Annotated in this window: 26 protein-coding genes; 11 read left to right on the top strand and 15 right to left on the bottom strand. The window is 69.1% G+C overall.

What is annotated here, in order from left to right; all coding sequences use genetic code 11:
- Window positions 1–81: 81 nt before the first annotated feature.
- From CA982_RS00255 to CA982_RS00245, 3 genes are all read right to left on the bottom strand, one after another.
- A complete protein-coding gene (locus CA982_RS00255) occupies window positions 82–1,017 on the bottom strand; it encodes a hypothetical protein (protein WP_086533356.1) in 936 nt (311 codons plus the stop codon).
- A gap of 14 nt (window positions 1,018–1,031) precedes the next feature.
- The gene (serS, locus tag CA982_RS00250) at window positions 1,032–2,291 is read right to left on the bottom strand and encodes a serine--tRNA ligase (RefSeq protein ID WP_086533355.1); all 1,260 of its coding nucleotides are present in this window, start codon (window positions 2,289–2,291) and stop codon (window positions 1,032–1,034) included.
- A 66-nt stretch (window positions 2,292–2,357) separates the two neighbouring features.
- Complete coding sequence (locus tag CA982_RS00245; protein ID WP_086533354.1) at window positions 2,358–2,771, bottom strand: ankyrin repeat domain-containing protein; 414 nt, start codon at window positions 2,769–2,771, stop codon at window positions 2,358–2,360.
- An 81-nt stretch (window positions 2,772–2,852) separates the two neighbouring features.
- Between CA982_RS00245 and CA982_RS00240 the strand changes: the two genes are divergently transcribed.
- Window positions 2,853–3,824 carry a cation diffusion facilitator family transporter gene (locus CA982_RS00240; protein ID WP_086533353.1) on the top strand — a complete coding sequence of 324 codons (972 nt, stop codon included), beginning with the start codon at window positions 2,853–2,855 and terminating at the stop codon, window positions 3,822–3,824.
- 307 nt (window positions 3,825–4,131) lie between these two features.
- Here the strand turns inward: CA982_RS00240 and CA982_RS00230 are convergent, their stop codons facing one another.
- Window positions 4,132–5,151 (bottom strand): crotonase/enoyl-CoA hydratase family protein, encoded by a 1,020-nt coding sequence (locus tag CA982_RS00230; protein ID WP_086533352.1) that lies wholly within the window; start codon window positions 5,149–5,151, stop codon window positions 4,132–4,134.
- Complete coding sequence (locus tag CA982_RS00225) at window positions 5,144–6,793, bottom strand: acyl-CoA dehydrogenase family protein (protein ID WP_086533351.1); 1,650 nt, start codon at window positions 6,791–6,793, stop codon at window positions 5,144–5,146. Before CA982_RS00225 ends, CA982_RS00230 begins: the two co-directional genes overlap by 8 nt.
- Window positions 6,794–6,916: 123 nt before the next feature.
- Here CA982_RS00225 and CA982_RS00220 point away from each other — a divergent pair, with 123 nt between their 5' ends.
- The 4 genes from CA982_RS00220 to CA982_RS00205 all read left to right on the top strand — a co-directional run bounded on the left by CA982_RS00220 (window position 6,917) and on the right by CA982_RS00205 (window position 9,878).
- Window positions 6,917–7,660 (top strand): PaaX family transcriptional regulator C-terminal domain-containing protein, encoded by a 744-nt coding sequence (locus CA982_RS00220; protein WP_086533350.1) that lies wholly within the window; start codon window positions 6,917–6,919, stop codon window positions 7,658–7,660.
- Window positions 7,661–7,770: 110 nt separating this feature from the next.
- On the top strand, window positions 7,771–8,928 hold the full coding sequence (locus CA982_RS00215) for a septum formation family protein (protein WP_086533349.1): 1,158 nt from the start codon (window positions 7,771–7,773) through the stop codon (window positions 8,926–8,928).
- A 3-nt stretch (window positions 8,929–8,931) separates the two neighbouring features.
- Window positions 8,932–9,282: a metallopeptidase family protein gene (locus tag CA982_RS00210; RefSeq protein WP_086533348.1), complete on the top strand. Its 351-nt coding sequence runs from the start codon at window positions 8,932–8,934 to the stop codon at window positions 9,280–9,282.
- A gap of 95 nt (window positions 9,283–9,377) precedes the next feature.
- Entirely contained in the window at window positions 9,378–9,878 is a 501-nt protein-coding gene (locus CA982_RS00205; protein WP_086533347.1) for a hemerythrin domain-containing protein, read from the top strand.
- Between the two features lie 150 nt (window positions 9,879–10,028).
- Here the strand turns inward: CA982_RS00205 and CA982_RS00200 are convergent, their stop codons facing one another.
- Both CA982_RS00200 and pheA read right to left on the bottom strand, forming a co-directional pair.
- Complete coding sequence (locus CA982_RS00200; RefSeq protein ID WP_086533346.1) at window positions 10,029–10,688, bottom strand: histidine phosphatase family protein; 660 nt, start codon at window positions 10,686–10,688, stop codon at window positions 10,029–10,031.
- Entirely contained in the window at window positions 10,688–11,656 is a 969-nt protein-coding gene (pheA, locus tag CA982_RS00195) for a prephenate dehydratase (RefSeq protein ID WP_086533345.1), read from the bottom strand. Before pheA ends, CA982_RS00200 begins: the two co-directional genes overlap by 1 nt.
- 157 nt (window positions 11,657–11,813) lie before the next feature.
- Between pheA and CA982_RS00190 the strand changes: the two genes are divergently transcribed.
- The 3 genes from CA982_RS00190 to CA982_RS00180 all read left to right on the top strand — a co-directional run bounded on the left by CA982_RS00190 (window position 11,814) and on the right by CA982_RS00180 (window position 14,868).
- On the top strand, window positions 11,814–12,566 hold the full coding sequence (locus CA982_RS00190; RefSeq protein WP_086533344.1) for a DUF2470 domain-containing protein: 753 nt from the start codon (window positions 11,814–11,816) through the stop codon (window positions 12,564–12,566).
- A 72-nt stretch (window positions 12,567–12,638) separates the two neighbouring features.
- Window positions 12,639–13,436 carry a CPBP family intramembrane glutamic endopeptidase gene (locus tag CA982_RS00185; RefSeq protein WP_086533343.1) on the top strand — a complete coding sequence of 266 codons (798 nt, stop codon included), beginning with the start codon at window positions 12,639–12,641 and terminating at the stop codon, window positions 13,434–13,436.
- Window positions 13,437–13,620: 184 nt separating this feature from the next.
- The gene (locus CA982_RS00180; RefSeq protein ID WP_086533342.1) at window positions 13,621–14,868 is read left to right on the top strand and encodes an oxygenase MpaB family protein; all 1,248 of its coding nucleotides are present in this window, start codon (window positions 13,621–13,623) and stop codon (window positions 14,866–14,868) included.
- A gap of 192 nt (window positions 14,869–15,060) precedes the next feature.
- Here CA982_RS00180 and CA982_RS00175 read toward each other — a convergent pair whose 3' ends face one another.
- Complete coding sequence (locus CA982_RS00175; protein ID WP_086533341.1) at window positions 15,061–16,503, bottom strand: APC family permease; 1,443 nt, start codon at window positions 16,501–16,503, stop codon at window positions 15,061–15,063.
- A gap of 288 nt (window positions 16,504–16,791) precedes the next feature.
- On the opposite strand from CA982_RS00175, the gene CA982_RS00165 reads away from it, so the two are divergent.
- Both CA982_RS00165 and CA982_RS00160 read left to right on the top strand, forming a co-directional pair.
- Window positions 16,792–18,018 carry an LCP family protein gene (locus CA982_RS00165; RefSeq protein WP_244176087.1) on the top strand — a complete coding sequence of 409 codons (1,227 nt, stop codon included), beginning with the start codon at window positions 16,792–16,794 and terminating at the stop codon, window positions 18,016–18,018.
- An 85-nt stretch (window positions 18,019–18,103) separates the two neighbouring features.
- Window positions 18,104–18,640 (top strand): ferritin, encoded by a 537-nt coding sequence (locus CA982_RS00160; RefSeq protein WP_086533339.1) that lies wholly within the window; start codon window positions 18,104–18,106, stop codon window positions 18,638–18,640.
- A 278-nt stretch (window positions 18,641–18,918) separates the two neighbouring features.
- Here CA982_RS00160 and CA982_RS00155 read toward each other — a convergent pair whose 3' ends face one another.
- From CA982_RS00155 to CA982_RS00135, 5 genes are all read right to left on the bottom strand, one after another.
- Window positions 18,919–19,842, bottom strand: a complete 924-nt coding sequence (locus CA982_RS00155) for a DUF5926 family protein (protein ID WP_086533338.1) — start codon at window positions 19,840–19,842, stop codon at window positions 18,919–18,921.
- A 54-nt stretch (window positions 19,843–19,896) separates the two neighbouring features.
- Window positions 19,897–20,706: a glycerophosphodiester phosphodiesterase family protein gene (locus tag CA982_RS00150; protein ID WP_086533337.1), complete on the bottom strand. Its 810-nt coding sequence runs from the start codon at window positions 20,704–20,706 to the stop codon at window positions 19,897–19,899.
- Window positions 20,703–21,653 carry a DUF4328 domain-containing protein gene (locus CA982_RS00145; protein ID WP_244176069.1) on the bottom strand — a complete coding sequence of 317 codons (951 nt, stop codon included), beginning with the start codon at window positions 21,651–21,653 and terminating at the stop codon, window positions 20,703–20,705. Before CA982_RS00145 ends, CA982_RS00150 begins: the two co-directional genes overlap by 4 nt.
- Window positions 21,654–21,730: 77 nt before the next feature.
- Window positions 21,731–22,081, bottom strand: coding sequence for a rhodanese-like domain-containing protein (locus CA982_RS00140; RefSeq protein WP_086533600.1), 351 nt, complete (start codon window positions 22,079–22,081; stop codon window positions 21,731–21,733).
- A 395-nt stretch (window positions 22,082–22,476) separates the two neighbouring features.
- Window positions 22,477–23,340 carry a S49 family peptidase gene (locus CA982_RS00135; RefSeq protein WP_086533335.1) on the bottom strand — a complete coding sequence of 288 codons (864 nt, stop codon included), beginning with the start codon at window positions 23,338–23,340 and terminating at the stop codon, window positions 22,477–22,479.
- Window positions 23,341–23,436: 96 nt separating this feature from the next.
- Here CA982_RS00135 and CA982_RS00130 point away from each other — a divergent pair, with 96 nt between their 5' ends.
- Window positions 23,437–24,186: a VOC family protein gene (locus CA982_RS00130; protein WP_086533334.1), complete on the top strand. Its 750-nt coding sequence runs from the start codon at window positions 23,437–23,439 to the stop codon at window positions 24,184–24,186.
- Between the two features lie 29 nt (window positions 24,187–24,215).
- Here CA982_RS00130 and CA982_RS00125 read toward each other — a convergent pair whose 3' ends face one another.
- Window positions 24,216–25,289, bottom strand: coding sequence for a winged helix DNA-binding domain-containing protein (locus CA982_RS00125; RefSeq protein WP_086533333.1), 1,074 nt, complete (start codon window positions 25,287–25,289; stop codon window positions 24,216–24,218).
- A gap of 54 nt (window positions 25,290–25,343) precedes the next feature.
- Window positions 25,344–26,054 carry a peptide-methionine (S)-S-oxide reductase MsrA gene (gene msrA / locus CA982_RS00120; protein WP_086533332.1) on the bottom strand — a complete coding sequence of 237 codons (711 nt, stop codon included), beginning with the start codon at window positions 26,052–26,054 and terminating at the stop codon, window positions 25,344–25,346.
- Window positions 26,055–26,110 lie beyond the last annotated feature (56 nt).

Genomic DNA, 26,110 nt, shown 5'->3' with positions numbered 1-26,110 from the left:
TCGCCGGCGAGATCGCAATGCACTTTGTCCCGGTTTCCGGGACAAGAGACGCAACCGGATCGCAAGGACGCTACCGCCGCCTCATCGGTGGCCGGCCTCGCGTGGCGGATGCCCGTATCCGCGTGGGGCGTTCGCGGCGTCGGCCGTCTCGACCGCGGTGACCGCGCCCGAGGAGGACAGGACCACCCCGCCGAGAACGGCCGCGACGAAGGCCACGATCGCGACCGGCCCCCATCCGGCCCGCGTGACGTCGCCGAGGAACGCGATGCCCACCGCACCGGGCAAGACCGTCTGGCCGACGACCAGCGCGGCCGCCGCCGCGTTGACCGAGCCGGTCTGCAGCGCCACGGTGAACAGGTAGAAACCACCGATCCCGCTGAGCAGCAGGGCGTACAGCGCCGGGTCGGTGAAGAGCACCGACAGGTCGAGGGGGTCGAGTCCGTCGAGGATGCGCGACGCGACCGCCATGACGCCGAAGACGGCCCCGGCGATGAGACCGGTGACCGCCGCGATGTGCGTGCGCAGCCGGCGCATCATGATCACCCCCAGCGCGATCAGTGCCGGCCCGGCGACGAGCACCGCCCAGTGCATCCACGAGGTGTGCTCCACGCCTTCGCGACCCGCGGAGACCGCGAGCAGTACCAGCGACAGCACGATCACCGCGCCGGAGATCCAATCCCGCAGCGTCAGCCCGACTTTCAGGAAGACCATGGCGAGCAGGGCGGTGGCCACGAGCCGGGCGGAGATGATCGTCTGCGACAGGAACAGCGGGATCAGCCGTGCCGAGGCGATCGTCGCGACGAAACCGATGATGTCGAAGACGAAGCCGATCAGGAACGGCACCGTGAGCATCGTGGCCGCCGTCGAGCGCAACGACGGATGCGCGGCCGCGGATCGCCGCCGCTCCTCGCGGATCGCCGCTCGCTGCGCGACCTGCTCGGCGCCGAGCGCCTGCAGAACGGCCGCGGCGGCGAACGCCAGCGATCCGATCACCGCGATGACGATGCCGGCGGTCACGGGACGAGCTCAGCTCAGCGCGGTGCGAGCACGTCGGTACCGACGAACTTCGCGAGTTCGGCGGGCAGTCGGACCGAACCGTCGGGCTGCTGGTGGTTCTCGAGGATCGCGACCAGCCAGCGGGTCGTCGCCAGCGTTCCGTTGAGCGTTGCGGCGGTCTGCGGCTTGCCGTTCTCGTCGCGGTACCGGATCGAGAGGCGGCGCGCCTGGAACGTCGTGCAGTTCGAGGTCGAGGTCAGCTCACGGTAGGTGCCCTGCGTCGGCACCCAGGCCTCGCAGTCGTACTTGCGCGAGGCCGACGAGCCGAGGTCACCGCCGGCGACGTCGATCACCCGGTAGGGCACATCGATCGCGGCGAGCATGTCCTTCTCCCAGCCCAACAGGCGCTGATGCTCGGCCTCCGCGTCCTCGGGACGGCAGTAGACGAAGCCCTCGACCTTGTCGAACTGGTGGACACGGATGATGCCGCGGGTGTCCTTGCCGTAGCTGCCGGCCTCCCGCCGGAAGCAGGTCGACCATCCGGCGTAGCGCTTGGGACCGTCGGACAGGTCGAGGATCTCGTCCATGTGGTAACCCGCGAGCGGCACCTCCGACGTGCCCACCAGGTAGAGGTCGTCGTCTTTGTCGAGGTGATAGACCTCGTCGGCGTGGGCGCCGAGGAACCCCGTCCCCTCCATGACCTCGGGGCGCACCAGCACCGGCGGGATCATGAGGGTGAACCCGTTCGCGGTCGCCTTCTGCGCGGCCATGTTCAGCAGTGCGAGCTGCAGGTGCGCGCCCTGACCGGTGAGGAAATAGAACCGCGACCCCGAGACCTTGGCGCCGCGCTCCATGTCGAGGAGTCCGAGCGACTCACCGATTTCCAGGTGGTCCTTCGGATTCTCGATGTCGCGAGGCTCGCCGACGTGCTCGAGGACCACGTAGTCGTCCTCACCGCCCGCCGGTGCGCCCTCGGCCACGATGTTGGAGATGGCACGGTGCGCCTTCGCGGCGGCCGCATCGGCTTCGGACTGACGCGCCACCGCCGCCTTGACCTGCTCGGCGAGTTCCTTGCCCTTGGCCAGCAGCGCCTGCTTCTCCTCGCCCTGCGCCTTGCCGACCTGTTTGCCGAGGGATTTCTGCTCGGACCGCAACGCGTCCGCTTCGACGATGGCCGCCCGCCGCTCCGCGTCGGCGGCGAGCAGCGCGTCCACCAGACCCGGGTCCTCACCGCGGGAACGCTGTGAGGTGCGGACGAGGTCGGGGTTGTCGCGAACAGTCTTGAGGTCGATCACGACTTCAAACCCTACTTGAGAGCGCGATGCGAACCCGAGCACGCCGCCTCGGTCCCCGGGGGCGACTCAGGTCCACAGGCGGCGCAGGTCCTCGCGGCCGAACATGCTCGCGGCCGCATCCGCGGAGGGGGTTCCGCCGTGCGGGTCGGCACCGGCGTCGACGAGGGCGCGCACCACGTCGTCGAAACCCTTGAACACCGCACCCGCCAGCGGTGTCTGTCCCTTGTCGTTCGCGAGGCCGGCGTCGGCGCCGTGGTCGAGGAGGACCGACACCGTCGAAGCGTGCCCGTGGTAGGCCGCGAGCATGAGCAACGAGTCACCCGACTGATTGCGCAGATCGGCCGGTACACCGGAGACGAGGTAACCCCTCAGGGTCTCGGCGTCACCGGCTCGGGCCATGTCGAAGAGCCTGGTCGCCAGCTCCACGACCGCGGGGCTCGGGGCGCCGTCGGCGGGACGATCGTCGGGATGGGCTGCCACCTCAGCGAGTGTAGGCGCGCCCCGGGGCATTCCCGCCCGGATGAAACCGGCGGGGCCGCGTCGTGTGGGAGACTGAGCGCAGTGTCTCCTCCTCCCGAAACGCAGAGCGAATCCGTCGGTGCCGGCGAGAGTTTCCTGACGGTCGTCATCGCGTTCGTCTCGAACCTGCTGATCGCCGTCGCCAAGACCGGAGCGGCGACGGTCACCGGATCCGCGTCGCTCGTGGCCGAGGCGGCGCATTCGTGGGCCGACACCGGAAACGAGATCCTGCTGCTCATCGCGGAGCGTCGTGCACATCGGCCGCGGGACTCCCGTCATCCGCAGGGATACGGACGCGAGGCCTACATCTGGTCGATGTTCGCCGCCTTCGGACTGTTCGCCGTCGGCGCGGCAGTGTCGGTGCAGCACGGCATCTCCGAACTCCTGTCGCCGGAACCGGCCACGGATTACGGCATCGCCTACGCGGTTCTCGCGATCGCGGCGGTGCTGGAGGGGATCTCGTTCCTGCGGTCCTACCAGCAGGCCAAGCGCGGCGCCGTCAAGCGACGGATCAGCCTGCTCCGGCAGGTGTTCCGCACCTCCGACCCGACCCTGCGTGCCGTCTTCGCCGAAGACGCGGCCGCGCTCGTCGGTCTGGCGATCGCCTTCGTCGGCGTGCTCTTGCACCAGGTCACCGGGTCGGCCACCTACGACGCGATCGGGTCCATCCTGGTGGGCGTACTCCTCGGGGTCGTCGCGATCGTCCTGATCAACCAGAACCGACGATTCCTGCTCGGGCAGGCGGTCGACGACGCGGTCCAGCAGCGCGTCCTCCGGGACCTGCTCGCGCACGGCAACATCGATCGCGTCACCTACCTTCATGTCGAGTACACCGGCCCCGTTCAGCTGTTCCTTGTCGCCGCAGTCGATTTCGCGGGCGACGACGTCGAGTCCTCGGTCGCCGTGGCCCTACGGCAACTGGAGAACGAGCTGGAGCGCGACCCTCGGATCGCCGAAGCGGTGCTGACCCTGTCCGCACCGGGGGACGCCGACCTCGTGCCCGACGCGCCCTGATCTCGCCGGACCCTTCGAGGCTCGTCGCTTTCGCTCCTCGCACCTCAGGGAGCAGGGGTGGGCCCGTCGCTTTCGCTCCTCGCACCTCAGGGAGCAGCGGTGGGCCCGTCGCTTTCGCTCCTCGCACCTCAGGGAGCAGGGGTGGGCCCGTCGCTTTCGCTCCTCGCACCTCAGGGAGCAGGGGTGGGGCCGTCGCTTTCGCTCCTCGCACCTCAGGGAGCAGGGGTGGGCTCGCGAACCAACCCCTGCCGGCCAGTTCTTTCGGATCAGGGAGCAGGGGCCGCCTCCTCGCCGCCCTGGCGTGGAATCACTCTGGCGGCGAGCGGAATTGGGCGCGCTTCCAGTCGCCGTTGATCTCGTCGCGCTCGCGGACGGCCTCTCGGAAACCCGCGGTCGCCGCGCGCTGTTGGAAGGCGTACCCCTCGCGGGTGTGCCGTGAGATCCCGTCGAAGACCGTGCTGATCATTCCCGAGTTCGCGACCCCCTGGGCCAAGAGCGCGCTGTTGAGCGCCAGCTTGGCCATCACGAGCTGATTGACCGGCATCCGCGCGATCCGTTCGAGGAGTTCCTCGGTGCGGTCGTCGAGTTCCGCTGCGGGAGGCGCGTCGACGGCCAGCCCCCACTCGTGCGCCTGTCGGCCGGACAGGCAGTCGCCGGTGAACAGCAGCCGTTTGGCGCGCTGATCGCCGAGCCGATGCGCCCACATCCCGGCGGCGGGAATCCCCCACACCCTGGTCGGCGGGTACCCGATCTTGGTGTCGTCGGCGCAGATGATCTGGTCGGCGTAGAGCGCGATGTCGGTGCCGCCGGCGACCGCGAATCCGTGCAGCTTGGCGACCGTCGGCTTGTTCGCATGGAGCAGGCTGGCGAAACCGCGGTTGAACCTGCTCATCATCGCGTAGTCGATCATCGGATCCCAGGTGCGGTTCGGGTCGTGATTGCGCGCCTGCACAACGGGATCGAGGACGGTGCCGGTCCGGGGATCGACGGCTTGCGACGGGTCGCCACCGTTCTCGGCGAAGATCGACAGGTCGTATCCGCCGCAGAAACCCTTGCCCCGCCCGGACACGACGATCACGTGGACACCGGGGTCGAGGTCGGCGCGTTCCACCGCGTGCGACAGCTCGACGGGGGTGTCGACGGTGATCGCGTTGCCCTGGTCGGGCCGAGTGAAGGTGATACGGGCGACCCGGCCGGTGACCTCGTAGGTCAGCGTGCGGTAGTCGACGTCCGGTCCACCTTCCGCGCGTCCGGCGAACAACGAGTCCTCACCATGGCGCAGGTCGTCGCGCCACTCGGCCGGGCGCGACCCGCTCGACTCATCCATGTGTGTTCTCCTGCACCATTTTCGGGACCACTCGTTCGATGATCGACGCCGTGTCGACCCCGGACGGCAACGTGCCGAACACGTCACCCCGGTCGTTGCCGAGGCGACTCGCGACGAAGGCATCGGCGACGGCGGGATGCCCGTACCGCAGAAGCAGGGAGGCCTGCAGCAGCTGCGCCATGCGGCCGACCACCCGGCGGGCCCGGTACTGTATCGCGTCGAGGTCACCGAACTCGCGCCGCAGGTCGGCCGCGGCAGCGTCGAGACGACGATCTGCCCCGGCCGCGCAGTCGATCTCGTCGAGGAAGGCGGTCACCGTGCCGGGTTGCCTGGCCATCGCTCGCAGGACATCCAGGGCGGCGACGTTGCCCGAGCCCTCCCAGATGGACATGAGCGGCGCCTCCCGGTAGAGGCGCGGCATCCGCGACTCCTCGACATATCCGTTGCCGCCGAGGCATTCCAGCGACTCGGCGGCGTGGGTCGGGGCACGCTTGCAGACGTAGTACTTGCTCACCGCGAGGGAGATCCGACGCAGGGCATCGGCCCGCTCGTCGCCGGCGCCGGCCCGGTCGGTCAGCTCGGCGAGCCAGAGCGCCGTCATCGTCGCACCCTCCGACTCGATCGCCAGGTCGGCGAGAACGTTGCGCATCAGCGGCTGGTCGACGAGCGCGGCGCCGAAGGCCCGGCGGTGGGTGGCGTGATGGGCGGCCTGGGCGACGCCGACCCGCATACCGGTCGCCGAGCCGAGGGTGCAGTCCAGGCGGGTCATGTTCACCATCTCGATGATCGTCGCCACCCCGCGGCCCTCGTCACCGACGAGCCACCCGACCGTGTCGTCGTACTCCACTTCGCTACTCGCGTTGGAGTGGTTGCCCAGCTTGGCTTTCAATCGCTGGAGCAGAAAGGTGTTGCGCGTCCCGTCGGGCAGAACGCGGGGGACGAAGAAGCACGACAGGCCGCCCGGGGCGTGCGCCAGCACCAGGAACACATCGCACATGGGCGCCGAGGTGAACCATTTGTGGCCGGTGATCCGGTACGTCCCGTCCGATTGCGCCACGGCGGTCGTCGTGTTCGCGCGGACATCGGAGCCACCCTGCTTCTCGGTCATCGACATCCCCGCTGTCAGTCCCGCTTTCGACAGCGGGGCGCGCAATCCTGGGTCGTAGGTCGTGGAGACGAGCAGCGGCTCGTACAGAGTGGCGAGTTCGGGGTCGGCCCGCAGTGCCGGGACCACCCCGTAGGTCATCGACATCGGACATCCGTGCCCGGCGTCCACCTGCCCCCACACGCTCGACTTCACGGCGCGCTCGAAATGCGCCGTCGGGCTCGGGTCCGACCACGCGGCTCCGGCGAGGCCCAGGCCGACGCCCGTCCGCATGAGGTGGTGGTAGGCGGGGTCGTAGACCACCTCGTCCACCCGGTTGCCGTACCGGTCATGGGTCCGCAGCTCCGGCGGACGGGACTCGGCGAGATCGCCCCAGCCGAGCGCCTCGGCGCCACCGGCCAGACGGCCGATCTGATGCAGCTCCTCGAGCATGTGGTCGGCGCCCGCGCGGTGGACCGCCTCGGAGATGGCCGGATTGTTCGCGGCGTCGAAGTCGACGAGCTCGGGGACCTGATTGGTGACGACATGGGTGGACATGGCGGGACCCGCCTTCCTGATCGGGGTCGTCGGCCACGCTATTACACATTTCTGATCGTCGCCAGACTTTTGTAATAGCTCGCCCCCGCGGTCCCCCACCTCACGCCCGATAGCATCGTCGACGTGCCCGCACGCGTGGAGATCCCCAAGCTCACGGCGCGTTCGGTCATCCTCAGCGCTCTGCTCGGACTCGATTCGCCCGACGCATCGATCAACGGGCTCCTGGCGATGGCCACCGATCTCGGACTGCGCGAATCGACCGTCCGGGTGGCCCTCACGCGACTGGTCGCCGCGGGAGACCTGGAACGCACGAACGGTCGATGCCGGCTCTCCCCGCGGCTCGTCGAACGACAGCAACGACAGGACCACGCACTGCATCCGGCGCGGCGCGACTGGGACGGGATGTGGGATCTCGCCGTCGTGACCGTCGGTTCCGAGAGTTCGACCGAACGTGCGCTCCTGCGCGACACCCTGCGGAAGGCGCGCCTCGGCGAGATCCGGGAAGGCGTGTGGGCCCGTCCGGCCAACCTCGACCTCGAGTTCCCCCCGGATCTGCGCCGACGCCTGGACCTGTTCCGCGCCGCTCCCGAGGAGGCGTCGACGGACCTGGCGTCGCGCCTGTTCGCACCGGCGACCTGGGCCGCATCGGCCGTCGATTTGCTCGATGCGCTCGGGGCAGCGCCCGGCATCGCCGACCGCTTCGAGGTCGCCGCCGCCATCGTGCGCCACATCCTGCGCGACCCGCTCTTGCCCGGCGAACTGCTACCGGAGCCGTGGCCCGGCGACCGTCTCCGGGACGGGTACGAGGACTTCCGCAACGAGCTCACCGGACTCGCCGCACAGCACCTGACGCCCCACCGCGCGTGATCGACCGGTCGCCCGAACCGGCACCGACATCGCTCCCGCGCAGCGGCCGGGTCGGAGCATCCGCGCACGAGGGTGTGCCCGGTCGGGTCCGTTAGGCATGATGGATCCCGATGAACGCGCCCGACCCCGACCGCAGCCGCCCCGCCGATGCCGACGCACCGCCCGCGCCGGCATCCGGCCGACCGGCCGGCGGAACACGCCGACCAGGCAAGTCCGCCCGTAATCCGGTATTCGTGATCCTCGGCGCGATCGTCGTCGGCGCGCTCGTGGCGGGCGGGATCGCCTTCGCCATGGGGGTCTTCGACGACAGCGGCAGCGTCGGCGGCAGCAACATCGGCGAAGGCGAACGCCTCACCGAGAACGCCTTCACCAAGTCGGTCGCGGGCGACTGCCTCGATTGGCCTGCCGGCAACCCCGGTCAACCGGTCGACGTGCCGTGCGAGCAGAAGCACCGCTTCGAGGTCGCCGGCGCCATCGACACCGCCCTGATCCCGGGCGCCGAGTTCGGCGAGGACGCCCTCTGGCCCGGTGCCGAGCGCTTCGCGACGATCCGCGACGAGCAGTGCCCGGTGATGGTGGACCAGTATCTCGACGGACGCCTCGACCCGCAGGGCCGCTTCGCGGTCGGCATGATGTACCCCTCGCAGGCGCAGTGGGACAAGGGCGCGCGCCAGTTGCGCTGCGGGGTCCAGGAGAACGGCGCCGACGGTGCGCCGGTCCAGTTCTCCGGCCGGGTGGCCGATCAGAACCAGTCCTACGTCTGGCCCGAGGGAACGTGCGTCGGGATCGACACCGAAACCCGCGCCCCGACCGGCTTCGCGGTGAACTGCGCTGAGCCGCACGCCTTCCAGACGACCGGGATCGTCGACCTGTCGGTCCGTTTCGGTGATCGGATGTCGAACAAGCCGTGGCCGCCGACCGGCGCGCAGAACAGCTACCTCGGGTCGATCTGTCCGGTTCAGGCCGAACGGTTCGTCGGCGGACGCAAGCCGCTCGACGCGACCACGCTCAACGTCCAGTGGTCGGTGCTCAGCGAGCCGAGCTGGCTCGCCGGGAGCCGCAAGGTGGTCTGCTATCTGGGCCTCCCCGACAAGCGTGGCGGATTCGCCACCCTGGTCGGTGACGCCAAGGGCGGCGCGCTGCTGATCAACGGGCGGGCGCCGGTCGCGCCGCCGGAGGCCCCTCCGGGACGTGCCCTGCCCACCCCGGTGCCGCTGCCACCGGGGATCGCGCCCAACCCCGACGAAGCCCCGGCCCCGGCGGGCTGAGCGATGTCCGTTCCGATGTCCGACGACGAGTTCGACGGGCTGGTGTCCGACGCCCTGGACACCATCCCGACCGATCTGACCGACGCGATGAACAACGTGGTCATCCTCGTCGAGCCGTTCAACCCCGAGGAGCCGGGCATCCTCGGCCTGTATCACGGTGTCGCACTGACGATGCGGACCAGCGACTACGGCGGTTTCCTGCCGGACACCATCACCATCTACCGTGATCCCATCCTCGCGATGTGTCACTCGCGGGAGGAGGTCGTCCACGAGGTCGCGGTCACCGTCGTCCACGAGATCGCGCACCACTTCGGCATCGACGACGAGTGGTTGCACGCCAACGGCTGGGGTTAGTTGCGGCGGATTCGGCGGGTTCGATGTTTGACCTGCGACGGAACGCGGTACGAGGGGTAGCAGATCGAGCAGCCCTCTATCTCAGGAGTACATCCATGTCCTCAGACGCCATCGTCATCCTCCGTGATGAACACAAGGAGATCCGCAAACTGTTCCGCGACTTCAAGTCGCAGGGCGACAACGCCGTCAAGACCAAGGGCAAGATCGTCGACAAGATCATCGAGGCCCTCACCGTGCACACCTACATCGAGAACGAGGTGATGTACCCGGAGATCCGCAAGCGCGTCCCCGAGCTCGAGGACGACATCCTCGAGTCCTACGAGGAGCACCACGTCGCCGATGTCCTCGTCGTCGAGCTGGCCGCCCTTTCGCCGGACGCCGAGCGGTTCGACGCCAAGACCACCGTCCTCATCGAGAACGTGGAGCACCACATCGAAGAGGAAGAGGACGAGTGGTTCCCGAAGGTCCGAGAAGCGCTGAGCCGCAAGGAGCTCCGCGAGATCGGTGAGGAGATGCTACGCCGCCGGGAGAAGGCTCCTCGCCGGCCGTCGCAACCGTCGGCGTTGAAGAAGACGGTCGACGCCATCATCAAGTAGCCCCCTGCCCCCTGAGGAGCGCCCGGAGCTTGCGGAGGGCGCGTCACGAAGGGTCCGGCGACCGAGGTTGCGAGACCCTTCGAGACGCTCGCAAGCTCGCTCCTCAGGGAACGGAGTGACGCCGGCCCTTCACGGAGCGGAGGGACGCCCTCAGCCCATCGGTTCATCGACGAGCGGCTCGTCGACGACCTCGAACGGGGCCGTCGCGGCACCCCAACGCCGGCACACCCACAACCCTTCGGAGTACTCCAGTTCGATGGAACCGGTGTTGCCCAGGTGGGTCGCCGCGGCGAACCGGGAGTCGATCCCGGCCAGCCGTGCAGCGATCAGGCGAATGGCCGCACCGTGACTCACCAGGAACACATCGCGCTGATCCGGTCCGGTGAGGTACATGTCGGCCAGGTCCTCGACCGTCGGCAGATAGCGGTCGTAGACCATCGCCAGGGATTCGCCGCCCGGGATGCGTGCGTCGAGATCGCCGTCGTGCCAGCGGTGCATGATGTCCTGGAAGACCTCATAGGACTCGCGGTCGGTACGGTCCTCGAGATCGCCGGCCTGCACCTCGTGCACACCGTCGACGGCCGCGGTCTCCACATCCCACACCGAACCGATCAGTTCGGCGGTCTGGCGTGCGCGGAGTGCACGCGAACTGAGCAAGACCGCGTGATGTTCCGGAGCGTTCTCCAAGCCGAATCGAACACCCTGTCGCGCACCGAAATCGGTGAGCGCAGCACCGGGCAGGGCGGTGTCGAGGCGGCGCATGACATTCGAGGTGGTCTCGCCGTGCCGGACCAGATGCAGGCGCGCCATCACTTGTCCCCTCGGCGCATCGAGTCGACCCAGGCGAGCGACTCGGTGTGATCAGGTGGCGCGGAGCCGGTGGTGCGCACCGCGGGCCACGACCCGAGGAACACCACGCGCTCGCACCGACGATGTAGGGCGGCAAGCGCTTCGGCGACGGCCGCGTCGTCGATGTGACCGACGGCGTCGAGGAAGAACCGGTACCGTCCGGCGATGCTGCGCCCCTGGGCCTCGTCACGCTGCGGGCGCGACTCGATACGTGTGAGGTCGATTCCACGCGAGGCGAATTCGTTCATCGCCGCCATCAGGCTGCCCGGCTCGTTCGACAGGTCGAGAATGACCGACGTCCGGTCGGCGCCGGTGCGGGGCGACGGGACCCCGGGCTTGCCGAGCAGGAGGAAGCGCGTGGTCGCCTCCCGCGCGTCGGCGACGCCGTCGGCGAGCACGACGAGTCCGGACAGGCGCGCCGCCAGTCCGGTGGTGACCGCGGCATCCGCCGTGCCGGCCGCGACATCCTGCGCGGCAGCGGCATTGGAGCTCGAGATGACGAACTCGGCATTCGGGAACAACTCGCCCACCCGACGTCGCACCTGCGCGGACGCAACCGGATAGGCGGCGATGGTGCGGACCTCTGCGGCCGGCAACGGCGTGACCGCCGCGATCGCGAACGAGATGTCCAGCACGGTCTCGGCGAAGGCCTGCACGCGCCCGTGGCCGGCATCGCCCGCGGACGGCACCAGCGCATCCATCGTGGCGGGCACCGAACCCTCCATCGAACTCTCGATCGGCACACAGCCGTAGTCGGCCGCCCCGCTGCGGATCATGGCGATGGTGGCGGCGGGACTCGACGCGGCGACCCGCTCGATCTCGCCTGTCAGGTCGAGGCCGGCGCTGGGCTGGTGTGCGGCGAGAACCGCATCGAGTGCCATCTCGGTGAAGGTTCCGGGCGGGCCGAAGTAAGCGATCACAGGCACCACACGAGCCTAGTGGAACAAGCCGGCCGAGACCCTTTCACGCATGTGTCCCAGGCCCTACGCAGGAGTGTCGAAACCATTGACGCATCCGGCCCGGGAATTTAGGTTAGGGTTACCTTTCAACGACCCGCGTCCCGCGACGCCGACCGGAGAGACTGTCATGACGAGAACGACGACCGACCGCCCGACGGAAGCCGAGATGATCCAGACGGCCTGTCGTCGGGTCGGTTCCGCCATCCTGGCCATCGAGGGTGCCGACGCCACCCCGATCGACGTCGTCCACCTCTTCGAGTCCCAGGCATTCGTCCTCGTCCCGACCGCCGGCGACGCCATGCGGGCGGTCGACGAGGCGGAGGGTGTGCCCGCCATGCTCGAGGTGACCGACTGGGCGCCCATCGACCTGCGCGAACGGGTGCGCTCGGTGATCTGGCTGAACGGCACCCTGCACGAGGTCCCCCGCGATCTGGAACGAGACCTGGCCATCGAGATCGCGGCCGAACACCCCGACGACGGGCTGCTCGACATCGGTCACGGCGCCTCGATGCTGCGCCTGCAGGTCGACACCGCGGTCATCGCGTCGTCGGCCGGTGCGGCCTCTGTCCCGGCCACCGAACTCGCCGACGCCGACCCCGACCCGTTCTGGGAGCACGAGGGCAGCTGGCTCGAGCACCTCGACACCGACCACGCCGACATCGTCGGGCAGCTCGTCCGCAAGCTCCCCGCCGACCTGCGGACCGGACGCGTGCGGCCGCTCGGCCTCGATCGCTTCGGCATCCGCTTCCGCATCGAGGGACTCGAGGGCGACTCCGACGTCCGGCTCCCCTTCGCCCGCCCGGTGTCGGACGTGTTCGAACTCTCCCGCGCGCTGCGCAACCTCGCGGGCTGCCCGTTCCTGAACTCGATGCCCGACTGACCCGCGTTTCTCAGCACCAGCGCGCAATCGACGAATCAACTCCCCGGATCGCGGGGTCCTAGGCTGACCCGCATGGCCTTGCGCGAGTACCTGAAGCCGTCCCCGCACGGCATCCCGGTCGTCACCGATCGGATCGAACGACGCGGCATCATCGTCGAGCTGGTCATCGTCGGGACCCTGACGTTCGCGTTCTCGGCCCTGTCGGCGGCCCTCGCCCTGCTCGAGGCACAGCTTGCCGGCGGCATCGGCGAGACGACCGTCGCCCTCAACCCCAGCCGCTCCGACCTCGGCCTCATCGACGCCATCCGGCAGATCATGAGCGGGCTCCGTCTGTTCGCCATCGCCGCCCTGGGCGTGTATCTGTTGTGGCGCAGCGGAATCGGGCTCTCACGCGTTGGACTGGGCCGGTGGACTCCGCGCCGCGACGTCCCCGCCGGGATGGTTCTCGCCGCAATCATCGGCCTGCCCGGACTGGCGCTCGTCGCCGCGGCCCGAGCCCTCGGCCTCAATGCGAGTCTCGTGCCCAGCCAGGCCGACACCTGGTGGGAGTGGCCGGTTCTCGTGCTGATCGCGATCGGCAACGCCGCCGCCGAGGAGATCGTCGTGGTCGCCTACTTCATCACCCGCTTGCGCCAGCTCGGGGCGTCCGACGGCGCATCCCTCGCCGCCAGTGCGCTCCTCCGCGGCGGTTATCACCTCTACCAGGGCTTCGGCGCCGGCATCGGCAACCTGGCCATGGGCGTCGTCTACGGCCGCTTCTACCAGGTCAGCGGGCGCGTCTGGCCGCTCGTCATCGCCCATGCGGTCATCGATGTGGTCGCCTTCGTCGGATACGGACTGCTGCGGGACCATCTCTCCTGGGTCGGGTGACCGGACCCCGACAGACCGTCGACTGTGCGTCGCTTTCCGTCGACCGTGCGTCCGTTTCCGTCGACCGTGCGTCCGTTTCCGTCGACCGTGCGTCGCTTTCGTCGACTGGGCGCCGCTTTCCGTCGACCGTGCGCCCCATCCGGCCACCGTTGAACCCAGTGAGATGATTCGCTAGATTCGTCTCATGACCGTCGATGTGCCGCCCGGCCCGACCGCCGAGCCGGCGAGCCTCTCCTTCCCGCGACGCCACCGGGCCGCCGAGTCCCGCGGCCGCCGCATCGGCAAGCTCCTGAAGGTCTACAACCGCCTCCGCGAACCCAGCGACGACGAGCTCGCGCAGCTCGGACGTCGGTTGCGCACCCGGGACGAACCCGCCGCGGCGCTGGTCCGGGCCATGCGCCTCCCGCGAGACGTCGACGGGCGGGTGACGATGCGCCAGTTCGAGCAGGCGCTGGCCGGCGACCTGCCGTCCGACGCCCCGGCTGCGCTTCGCGACTTCTTCGCACTGGTCGAGAACACGCCGGACTGGGTCGATCCCGACCTCTGCGACCGCGGCGCCGCCGTCTACCGACGTTTCGGCCAGAACGCCAACGACGTCCTGCTACAGCTCTCCCTGATCGGCGGCTACCGCTTCGGCGGACCCGCCGACCTCTTGGTCGCGACCGGCGGACTCACCGGGAACACGGTCATCCGACGACTCGGCGAAACACAGACGTGGGCCATCGCGGTCGGCGAACCAGGTGGGATGGCACGCGACGGCGAGGGCTGGCGACTCACCGTTCACGTGCGCCTCATGCATGCCCTGGTCAACGAGCGGTACGAGCACAACGGTCGCTGGGACAGCGACCAATGGGGTCTGCCGATCAACCAGTCCGACCTCGCCGCCACCCTCAACCTCTTCAGCGGCGCTCTGATGATGGGGGTCCGCGCCCTCGGCGTCCCGGTGAGTCGCGACGACTCCCGCGCCCTCATGCACCTGTGGAAATACGTCGGGTGGCTGATCGGCGTCGACGACGACTGGCTCTTCGACTCCGAACACGACCAGCATCAGCTGAGCTACGCCGTCCTGCTGGCGCAACACGACGTGACCGACGCCGGCGCGGCGCTCACCACGGCGATCGTCGACGCCCAGAGTCGCCTGCACTACCGCCTGCTCCCCCGCGTGGCCGCCCGCTACACCCGAGCGCGCCTGGTCAGCATGCTGCAGGGCTTTCTCGGGGTGCGCGGCATGCGCGACCTCGGTCTGCGACCGGCCCTGCCATGGGCCTTCGGGCTCGCGTGGGTGCGCAACACCCTCACCTACCAGGTGATCGCTCGGACACCGGTCGGCCCGCGCTATCTGGAATGGACCGGCGCCCGCGCACGACGCCGAGCCCTCTTCCGCCACTTCGGCCCCGACGCACCGCAGATCGGGACGCTCGCGGAGCGCTGATCGTCGCATCGGGGCTGTCGTTCGCGGCGTCGTCGTGACGCGGTCTGGGCCTCGGAACCGGCGGCGCCGGACCCGTATGACGTCGTGCCCGGATTCCGGGCTCGACGTCATACGGATCCCACGGGCCTCGGCCTGCACCCCTGTCCGCCGACCCGAGATGCCGAAATGGGCACCACACGAGCACCATCCGCGTCAGGTGAGCCGCTCGGAGTTGCCGTCGACACTCTCGTCCTCGACGGTCTCGCTCTCGTCTTGACCGTCCGGTCGTCCACCCGACCCGGTGACCCGCGCGAGGAGATAGAGCGCCAACCCGACGACGATGAGGATGCCCGCACGCAACCAGGTCGACGCGCTCTGCTGTGTCATCAGCACGATGCAGGAGATCACCGCGAGTACCGGAACGATCGTCGGGGCCCGGAAGTGGTCGGTGTCCGTCCGATCACGGCGCAGCACCAGCACCGCGACGTTGGTGCTGACGAAGACGAACAGCAACAGGAGCACCACGGTCTCCGCGAGCGCCGCGACCGTACCCGTCGCCGAGAGGATCATCGCGACGGCGGTGGTGGCCACGATCGCCGTCCACGGCGTGCGCCGACCGGGCAGCACCTTCGCCAGCGTCCCCGGGAGCAGCCCGTCCCGGGCCATGCCGAAGGTCAGGCGTGACGCCATGATCATGGTGAGCAGCGCGCCGTTCGCGACGGCGATCAGCGCGATCAGGGAGAACAACTGGTCGGGTATCCCGACGTCGGCGATGGAGACGACCTCCAGCAGCGGACCCGACGACTCCACCAGCCGCTCGGGTGCTGCGACCACCGACACCGCCAGGCCGACGAGGACGTACACGACGCCGGCGGCGAGCAGCGCACCGAACAGCGCCTTCGGGTACACCCGACGCACGTCGCGAACCTCCTCGGCCATGTTCGCCGAGGTCTCGAACCCGACGAACGAGTAGTAGGCCAGCAACGCCGCGCCCAGCACCGCCAGCGCCGGTGTGGTCTCGTCGGTGAACTCCAGCACCCGCTGCGGCTCACCGTCACCACGCCCCAGCACGATGCCCGCCAACACGACGACGAGGACGAGTCCGGAGACCTCCACGATGGTCATCACCACGTTGGCGCGGAGGGACTCTCTGATCCCGCGGGCGTTGAGCGCCGCGACCGCGAGCAGGAACACCAGGGCCGCCACGGTGGTGGGTACGTCGAGGAATACCTGCAGGTAGTCGCCCGCGAAGGCGAGTGCGAGTCCGGCGGCGCTCGTCACCCCGGCGGCCAGCATGCAGAAGCCGACGAGGAACGAGACGAGGGGATGGCGGTAGGCGTGCCGCGCGAACACCGCGGCCCCACCGGCCCGCGGGTACTTGGTGACGAGCTCGGCGTACGACGCCGCGGTCAGCATCGCCAGCGCCAGGGCCAGGGCCAGCGGCACCCAGATCGCCCCGCCGACCTCCCCGGCGACCTCGCCGACGAGCGCATAGATCCCCGCGCCGAGGACGTCGCCCAGGATGAACAGGAACAGCAACTTGCCGGTGATGGCGCGGCGCAGCGGTGTGTGCCCACCCCCGGCCCCGGTGCCGGAGCCGGTCCCGGTGTCCGCTGAGGCGGTGTCGCCCGCGTCGGCGACGTGTTTGTCGGTCATGGCGAGTCCTGTACCCCGTTCGGGCCGGATCAAGACCTCTGTGGCGAATCCCTCTCGAGGGGGTCGACGCCAGATCGCACACCAACCGACCGACATCCGTCACGGCCGCCCATGCGTACATTTGATGGGATGAACGAGCAGGACCCGCCGATCCTCCGGCGAGGTCGCCCCGGGCCGCCGATGCCGCCCGGGCGGCCAGCGGGCCCGCCGCTGCGTCCGGGGCCACCACCCGGCCAGGGCCATCGCCCTCCTCCCGGCACCGGCGGCCCGTCCGCTCATCCGCAGGCCATGCCGCGGATCCCCGCGCGCGGTCCCGATCCGCGCCGGGCCCCGGCACCCGGTGGTCGTCCAACGCATCCCGCACCGGCCGACCGCCCCTCCCCGTCGGGACAGCCCGGCCCCGGCGGGTATGCCCCCACCCAGAAACCCGAGCCGATCCCGGGCGATCGCTCCCGCGGTCGTCGGTCGTCCCCTGCGGACCGTCGCGACCGTGACCGATCCGCCGCACGCCCACCCGCGCCCCCGCGCCCGACCGCACCTCCTCGTCCCCGGCGCGGCGGCCGTCGTGCGGTCCGCGTCGGCAAGATCCTGCTGATCCTGCTGCTCGTCGTCGTCCTCGGTTCCGTCGGACTGCTGTTCTACTACGACTCGAGACTCGACCGGATCGACGCGCTGCGGGCCTATGCCGGACGCCCGTCGGACACCCCCGGCACCAATTGGCTCATCGTCGGCACCGACTCCCGCTCCGATCTCACCGAAGAACAGCGCCGGGCGCTGGCCACCGGTGACGCCGACGGGTCCCGCACCGACACGATCATGCTCGTCCACAACCCGCCCGGCGGTGGTAAGGCGATCGTGGTGAGCATCCCGCGCGACCTGTACGTGGAGGTCCCGGGACAGGGCAGCCTGAAGATCAACGCCTCGTTCAGCATCGGCGGTCCGGCACTGCTCGTGCAGACCGTGGAGAACCTCACCGGAATCCACATCGACCACTACGCCGAGATCGGCTTCGGCGGGTTCGACACCCTGGTCGACGCGGTCGGCGGCGTCGACATGTGTATCGACCAGCCTCTCAACGACCCGAAAGCCGGTCTGCGGCTTGCGAAGGGTTGCCATCGGCTCGACGGCCGCCAGGCGCTGGGTCTGGTGCGCACCCGCGCATTCCCCCGCGCCGACCTCGAGCGAGTCGTCAATCAGCGGAAGTTCCTCGCGGCACTGGTCTCTCGCGCAACAAGTCCGACGGTGCTGCTGAATCCGTTTCGGCTCTTCGGCTTCATCGGCGGCGCCATCGATGCGCTCACAGTCGATGAGCGAGATCACATCTGGAACCTCGCGTCGCTCATGTTCGCTCTTCGGGACCCCATCACCACGACCACACCCGCCGGCGAGAGCACCTTCACCGATGAGGGACTCGCGCTACCGGTCAACGAACAGACCGAGGAGTTCTTCGCGCTCCTCCGTGCAGGTCAACCCATCCCCGACGACCTTCTCGTCGACGCCGGCGGGCCGTCGTAGAAGGGTTCCCAAACGCAGGCGAGACTTGCCTTAGTTAGCCTGAACTTGCTGGTGAGAGCCATTTTTCGGCTCTACGATGGGCCGCATGACCGAACACACGAAATTCCACCAACTGCTGCACGACCAGATCAGCAACGAGTTCTACGCTTCTCAGCAGTACATCGCGGTCGCCACCTACTTCGACAACCACGACATGCCGCAGCTCGCGAAGCTCTTCTACCGCCAGGCAGTCGAAGAGCGCAATCACGCGATGATGATCGTGCAGTACTTCCTCGACCGGGACATGGAGGTCGAGATCCCTGGAATCCCGGCGCCCAACAACCGCTTCGAGGACTACCGCGCACCCATCGATCTCGCTCTCGCACAGGAGAAGACGGTCACCCAGCAGGTCGTCGACCTCGCCAAGTCGGCGCGCGACACCGGCGACTACCTGGGTGAGCAGTTCGTGCAGTGGTTCCTCAAGGAACAGGTCGAAGAGGTCGCGACCATGACGACCCTGCAGACCATCGCCGAACGCTGCAACGGCAATCTCTTCGACCTCGAGAACTTCGTCGAGCGAGAGTTCAACGGCGAGAAGACGTCCGACGCCACCGCGCCGCCCGCGGCCGGCGGGAACATCTGACGCACAAGCGTTCCCGCCTCCGAGGTGCGAGCGAAGCGAGCCACGAAGGGTATGGTGACTGCCTCGCCATGCCCTTCGTGGCTCGTCGCTATCGCTCCTCGCACCTCAGGGAGCAGGGGGTGGCCGGCCGCTTACTCTCCCCGCACCTCAGGGAGCAGGGGGTAGCCGGCCGCTTACTCTCCCCGCACCTCAGGGAGCAGGGGGTAGCCGGCCGCTTACTCTCCCCGCACCTCAGGGACCGGAGCTTTTGTTGTTCCCTCGGATCAGGGGCGCGGCGATCAGCGCAGGGTCACCTGTCGACCGCGGATGCCGTCCCGCGAGCTGCGCTGCTCGATCGTCAGCGGTGATGTGTCGGCGAGCGCCTCGCCGAGCCACTGGTCGAACTGATTCAGACCCGCGTACCACTCCTCGTGGTGCATCTCGTTGTCGAGATCGAAGACCGGCACGAGCAGCCCATGGGTGCGGAACGAGCCGGCGAACCGCGACCCCTCGCCGATCGTCAGACGCCCGGCCGCGTGGAGCCGTGCCATCGCCGACATCAGGTCGTCTTCCGGCTCGGGCCGGATCCAGCGCAGGTGGGCACGCTCCCCGGCGTCGACCCACCAGGGCGCACTCGCGCCGCTGTCGACCACGAGTCGCGCGGTCGGCAGCACCGAGTCGTTGGCGCGCTCGAACATCGCCGTGATCTCGGCGGGGACGTCGGTACCCTCCACGAACCACCAGCCGAAGTCCTGGTGGACCGTGATGTCCAGCACGGCGTCGGTCTTCACGACCTCATCGAGGGTCGGGGCCTCGTCGGCGGCCTCGAGGTCGAACTCGCTGCCGGCGTCGGCGTGCGCGGCCCATGCGATGGCGGCGGCCAGTTCGACGGTCAGCGCCGTCCGGTCCGGGTCGGTCTGCAGCCCCACGAAACCTTCTGTGGCACCGTCGACCTCGCGTGCGAGAGCGGGCACCGCGCCGGGCAGGATCGTCACGATGGAGACGTCGTTGCGCTCCCCGGCAGGTTCGGTGAGTTCCAGCCGCGCGGTCGCCGAGGCGACGAAGGTCCGCAGTGCGACGAAGTCGCACTCGGAGGCGAACCCGGCGAACGGCCGGGGTGGCGGCGCCAGAGCTGCCGCCTGCCGCGCCTTACGTGCGGCGACGCGCTCGGCACGATTGCTTCCCGGACGTGGTCCGCTGCCCCGTTTGCTCTTCTTGCCCATCGGTCCACTCTCTCACGACCGACTGCGCCGTCCGACACGTCGTGGGCGCAGCGGTCAGTCGACCGTGACCAGCCAGTCGCGCACCTTCGCCGGATGGTTGGTGGCCAGCCACCGCACACCGAGGTCGGCGCAGAGTTGGACGTCGACCTGCTCGTCGACGGTCCAGCAGTAGGTGACCCGACCGGCTGCGGCGGCGCGATCGACGAGGTCGGGATACTGCCGCAGGGTCATCACCGACGGTCCGATGCCGGTCGCCCCCACCGCGGTCGCGGCGCCGCCGCCGAGGACCCGCGCTGTGTCGCCGAGCAGGATCGTCGGCAGCATGGGTGCGTGGCGGCGGATGCGCCAGACCCCGGCCGAGGAGAACGAGATGACCACGGCGCGGCTGTGATCGGCCGACGGCGGGGTCGCCACCCCGAACTCGTGCAGCATCTCGAGGAGCTTCTGCTCGACGAGACTGCCGAAACGCACCGGATGCTTGGTCTCGATGAACAACCGGACCGGTCGACGCCAGTCCAGGGTCAGCGTCAACAACTCACGCAGCGTCAGGATCGACGCCGGTCCACCCGACGCATGCCAGCTGCCGAAGTCGAGTTCGCGTAGCTCGGCGAGAGTCATCTCGCTGACGATGCCCGAGCCGTCGGACGTGCGGTCCACAGTCCGATCGTGCACGCACACGAGCTCATGGTCCGCGGTCAACCGTACGTCGCATTCGAGTCCGTCGGCGCCCTGCGCGAGAGCGAGCTCGTAGGCGGCGAGGGTGTGTTCCGGACAGTCCCCCGACGCCCCGCGGTGCGCCACCACCGCAGGCTTGCCCGAACGGGAGACCTTTTCGGCCGCGCCCACGTTCACCCCTGAGTTCATCCGACTGCCACCCACCGTCTCGTCGGTACCGGGGCCGCCGCGGCGGCTTCGAACAGTGTCCGCACCCGGCGCGCCATCCAGAAGGCGAAGGCGGCGGAGACCGCCGTGCTGACGATGACCATCGCCAGCGCGTTCGCCCCGGTCTGCAGCGAGTCCGAGCGCCAGGCCACGAGCCGGGCGACGATCGCCACCGCGGCCGCCGCGTTCACCAGCACCCAGGCAACCCACAACTTGCGGAGACGCCGGCCCACGAGGTCGGCGTCGAGTGTCGGATCCTGGCCGACACGGTGCGCGGCGACCTCCTGCAGCACCAGCGGGGCGCCGATCAGGTTGACCAGCGGCAGCCCGGACATCGCCGCGACCCACCCGGGCCGGCGCGGATCGAGGAGACCCGCCGAGGCATAGGTGTCGGCGCGTAGTTCGAGCACCCACCGCATGAAAGCCAGTGTCGCCAGCACGAATCCGAGGAACGCGACGACTCCGACGAAGACGGTGAGCCAGTCCGAGGCGACGATGACGAACTCGGGCAGCGGACGGTCGCGGTTGACGACCAGCAGGATGTATCGGAGGAGATGGACGAGCGCGGACGCGGTCAGCGCCGAACCCGCGAGCACCAGCGCCAGCCCCAATCGGGCGCGGGAACTCTCGAGCTTGTGGTGCGTGGTGTCGGCCCCGGCCGGTTCGTCGTGCAGACCCCACGTGGGTACGTAGACGTAGCGAGGGATGAGTCGCGGGCCGCGTCGGCCCGAGGGGCCGCGGCGGGCGGGTATGGCCTCTGGTGGCCGGCGGGCCACCCATCGCACGTTGCGACTGCGGTACAGACGCCCGGCGGGCGCCGGAGCCGGGCCGGGCCGTCCCGGGCGCATCGCACCGGTGGGGGCCGCAGATCGTACCGACGACTCTCGACGCGCGGCCAGCGCACGGGCGGCATCGTCGACGACGCTCAACGGCCCACCACATCGGGGACAGTGTTCGCGTCCGGGACGATGCGGCGCCTGGATTCGGCACCGCGGGCACAGGTCGATCATCGGCCGGCGTCGCCCTCGGATCGCGAGTCGCCGGTCTCGACGGGCTTGCCGTGTTCCTGCCAGGCGAGCATGCCGCCGCGGACACAGATCCCGTCGTAGCCGACCTGGGCGAGATACTGCAGGACGCGCATGGACCGGCCGCTGGAATGACAGACCACATAGAGGTCGTGATCGGGGTCGAGCTCGTCGAGTCGGCCCGGCACCTCGGCGAGCGGGATGTGCACCGCGCCCCGGATGTGGCCGGAGGCCCATTCGTCGTCCTCGCGGACATCGAGCATGACCGCGTCGGTCCGCCCGGTGAAGTCGTCCGGAAGATCGGTCACCGGCACCTGAGTGATGTCGCCCATGGTCACGTTTTCCATGGTGGCACAGAGATGGCCGGGTGCGACGCCACCTGTGCACGACGGCCGTCCGCGCGCCGCTTCCGCCACTCGCCGGCCGACGTCGAACTGCTGTTATGACGAACTACATAATTTTATCCACATGTGCGTTCTGGACGTTTGTCCCCAGGTCGCAGACTGACCGTCTACTTGGGGATGAGACTGTGGAATTGTGGAAAAACGCAGGCCAAGGGTCATCTACTTGTGACAGCGGTCACTTGTTTGATCGGATGTGCGCGTAGGAAATTCACGTCAGTGAACGGGTCGAGACACCCTGAAGTTCCACTTCAGTGAACAGCACCTGTGGATAACTTGGGGACAATGCACAAACAAAACCATGTGCAAAACGCCTCCGACGGGTTTCAGTCCCGGTGCAGGAGCGACATTCGCAACGACGGCGCGCGATCGAACGCCGCCAGCACCCCGGTCGTCACGCTCTCCGCGAACCCGGCGACCGACGTCTGGCTCCCCACCAGCCGCATCAGCAGCGGCTTCGGCGTCTCCACGACGGTGATCTCGGCGTCCGGATACCGCTCGGCCACGACGGAGCGCATCACGCCGATGCCGTCGACGACACCGAGCTCGGCGGCCCGGCTACCGATCCACACGTCTCCGTTGAACAGCTCCTCGTCGGATGCGGTCAGCTTCTTGCCGCGTCGTTGACGGACCCACGCGATGAACGCCTCGTGCAACTGCCCCTGCAATCCCTTGAGCCATTCGACGTCCTCGGCCTGCTCGGGCGAGAACGTGTCGAGTCGCGCCTTGTTCTCGCCGGTTGTGTAGAGCCGGCGCTGGACACCGAACCGGTCGAGCACGGCCGAGAAACCGAAGCCCGACGACACGACGCCGATCGAGCCGACGATGGAGGTGTGCGCGGCGAAGATCTCGTCGGCCGCACACGCGATCCAGTAGCCGCCCGAGGCTGCGACGTCCTCACAGAACGCGAGGACCGGCACACCCTTCTCCGCGGAGAGCTGGCGGATGCGTTCGGCGATGTACTCCGACTGTGCCGGCGAGCCGCCGGGCGAGTTGACGACGACCACGACGGCCCGCAGACGCTCCGTGGCGAAGGCCTTCTTCAGGACCGGTTCGACGGACTCGGTGTTGACGCCGTGCTTGCCCATCCCCGTGATACCGATCGGGCCGTCGAGACGGACGACCGCGACCTGCTCGGTCCGCGCCTTCGAGAACTTCTTCCCCACCGCCGCTAGCGGTCCGACAGTCATCTGCCCGAGTGTAACGACGCGTACGGACAGCGTCCGCCTCCCGTTCGCGTGCGCCGCGACAGCGGGCGGCGTCGGACGCACCGTAGAATCAGCCGGGTGCAGGTGCGGTGGCTCAGCGCATTCCTCGATTTCCCCGCCGACGTGTTCGGCAGCGAGGTGACCTTCTGGCGCGCGATCTCGGGCAGTACTGTCTCCCCGCCACGGGGCGACCATCGTGAGTTCGCGTCGCTGGAACCGTTCTACGGCGATCCGCACCTACGGGTCCAGCGCATCGACGACGGCCCGGGCGGCGTTCACCTCGACATCCACACCGATGACCCGCACACCGCCACCGCGGAGGCGCTCGCACTCGGGGCAACCCTCGTCCACGACGCCGGCACCCATCTCACGCTTCGATCGCCCGCCGGCTTCGTGTTCTGCCTCGTGCCCTGGGAGGGCGAGTCGAAGCGGTCGCGACCCATTCGATGGCCCGGCGACGCGATCAGCATCATCGATCAGCTGTGCATCGACATCCCCGCGGACGGCTTCGACGCCGAGGTCGGGTTCTGGACCCGGTTCACCGGCTGGCCGACCACACCGCGGAGCCGGCCCGAACTGATCGCGCTGCGCCGCGACCCGGCAGTCACCCTCGGAATCCTGTTGCAGCGCAAACAGGATGTGTCGCACGACGACGGCCCGGCGACCGCCCATCTCGACATCGCCACCAATTCGGTCGAAGACGAGGTGGCCCGGCACGAGGACTGGGGCGCCCGTGCGGTCGAGCAGTTTCCCCACTGGACGACGATGGCGGATCCGGTCGGTCGCCTCTACTGCATCACCTCTCGGAACCCCCGCACCGGCGATTGAGTCGAGGACCGGCGCTCTGCGGTCGAAACTCAGATACCGGTCGTGAACTCGCGGAGCCGGTCGACCTCGGCGTCGACCTCGCGGCGCTCGACGGCGGACACCTCTCGCAGGAAATCCACCACGGGGACCTCATCGGCATCGAGAGACCATGTGCCGGCCAGGAATCCGTCGATGAACACGAATCCGGGCGACCGACCGTTGGCGGTCACCGTGCGCCGATACAACTCCGGCTCGGCGACCCGGATCCGGTCGGCCTGAGCGCCGATCACATGATCGAACGGTGCGATGAGCCGGACCGGCGCCGGTGCATCCGCGTCGGCCAGCGCGAGGCCGTCGAGGTCGTAGAGCACCTCGCCGTTCGGCCCGGCGAGTCGGACGAGTTCCCACTCGGCCTCGAGCTTCTCGACGAGAGGCCGCAACCGGGTGAGCCCGGACCACGTCTGGATGGCCTTGACGGTCGCCGGACCGAACCCGCGCAGGTACAGCCTGATCAGATCGGCACGGGCATCGTCGTCGACGACCGCCGGCTCGCCGGGACCGACCCACTCGTCGAACAGGCGATAGGTCGGTCCGCCCCGGCCGCGCCACAGGCCGCGTGGCGGCACCTGGACCAGCGGCAGACCGCACCGGGCGATGGTGGTGAGCGTCGACGGGTTCTCGGCCGGGTGGCGGGCGGCCAGTTCTCTGCCGAGTTCGGCGCCGGCCAGCTCGCGGCCCGCGAGGATCTCCGCGGCAGACGCGAGGACCTGTGCCGGGTCGGCGTCGGCCAGCTTCGGCGCGTGGATGTCGGTCGACTCGCGGCGCAGCGTCGGATCGGCGAGCGGACGAATCCAGCGGGCGTCCTCGGCGTCGATCAGGAAGATCGTCGACCGTAGCAACGCCATCCGCACGACCTCACGGTCGGTGAGCAACTCGTCCAGCTCGAGCGGATCGAAATCCTCGATGCGCGACCACAATCCGAAGAACGCGGCACGCGGGTCCTGGGACTGCAGCCCGACGCATCGGTCGAGTACCTCGATCGCATCTTCGGCGACGCGAGCGAGCAGGTGCTGGCGCTGCAGCAGCGTGCGATTCCACTGCCGCAGCGAGATCTGTTCGGTCACTGCATGTCTCGTCGAGAAAGAGGTCGGTCGTCGTCTCGGCCCGGCACCGCGGCGTCAGCCCGGGTAGACGACGCCGGTCGCGGCGTGACAGCGGTATCCGTGGGGGTTCTTCGCGAGATACTGCTGGTGATGGTCCTCGGCGTAGTAGAACCGTCCGTCGCCCGCCTCCGCGAGCGGCTTGATCTCGGTGGCGATCGTCCCCTCGCCGGCGGCGTCGAGTGCGGTCTGGAAGGTCGCGGCGGTTGCCCGTACGGTGGCCAGGTCCTCGTCGGTCAGGGCGTACGCCGCCGACCGGTACTGGGTTCCGATGTCGTTTCCCTGACGCATCTCCTGCGTCGGATCGTGCGACTCCCAGAAGATCCTCAGCAGACCCTCCAGGTCGATCACGGCCGGATCGAAGACCACCAGCGTCGCCTCGGTGTGCCCGGTCCGCGCGGTGCACGTCTCCTCGTACGTCGGGTTGGGCGTGTACCCGCCCGCATAACCAACCGCCGTGGTGTACACGCCGGGAACCTGCCAGAAGATCTCCTCGATCCCCCAGAAACAGCCCCCGGCCAGCACGATCGCGGTAAGACCGGCGTCGAACCGCCCGATCCCGTGCACGTACGTGCCGTCGGACTCCGGCCGGCCGCGCATCGGGGTGCCCAGGACCAGGTGCTCGCCCGGAACCGTGATCTCGGACGTGCGGCCGGGCAGAGCAGCGTCGGCGGCGACGAGATCCTGTTTGCGTGAGCCGGCGGCGAAGAACTGGTCGAGCCAAGACATGAGCCGAGTCTACGCGCGGCAGACCCCGGGTCCCGGCGACGGCGAGTTGAGGTGAT

The sequence above is a fragment of the Gordonia lacunae genome, assembly GCF_002149015.1.
In the GTDB taxonomy this organism is placed as follows: Bacteria; Actinomycetota; Actinomycetes; order Mycobacteriales; family Mycobacteriaceae; genus Gordonia; species Gordonia lacunae.
The sequence above is the reverse complement of the archived record's forward strand: the minus strand, read 5'-3'. Positions and strand labels throughout refer to the sequence as shown.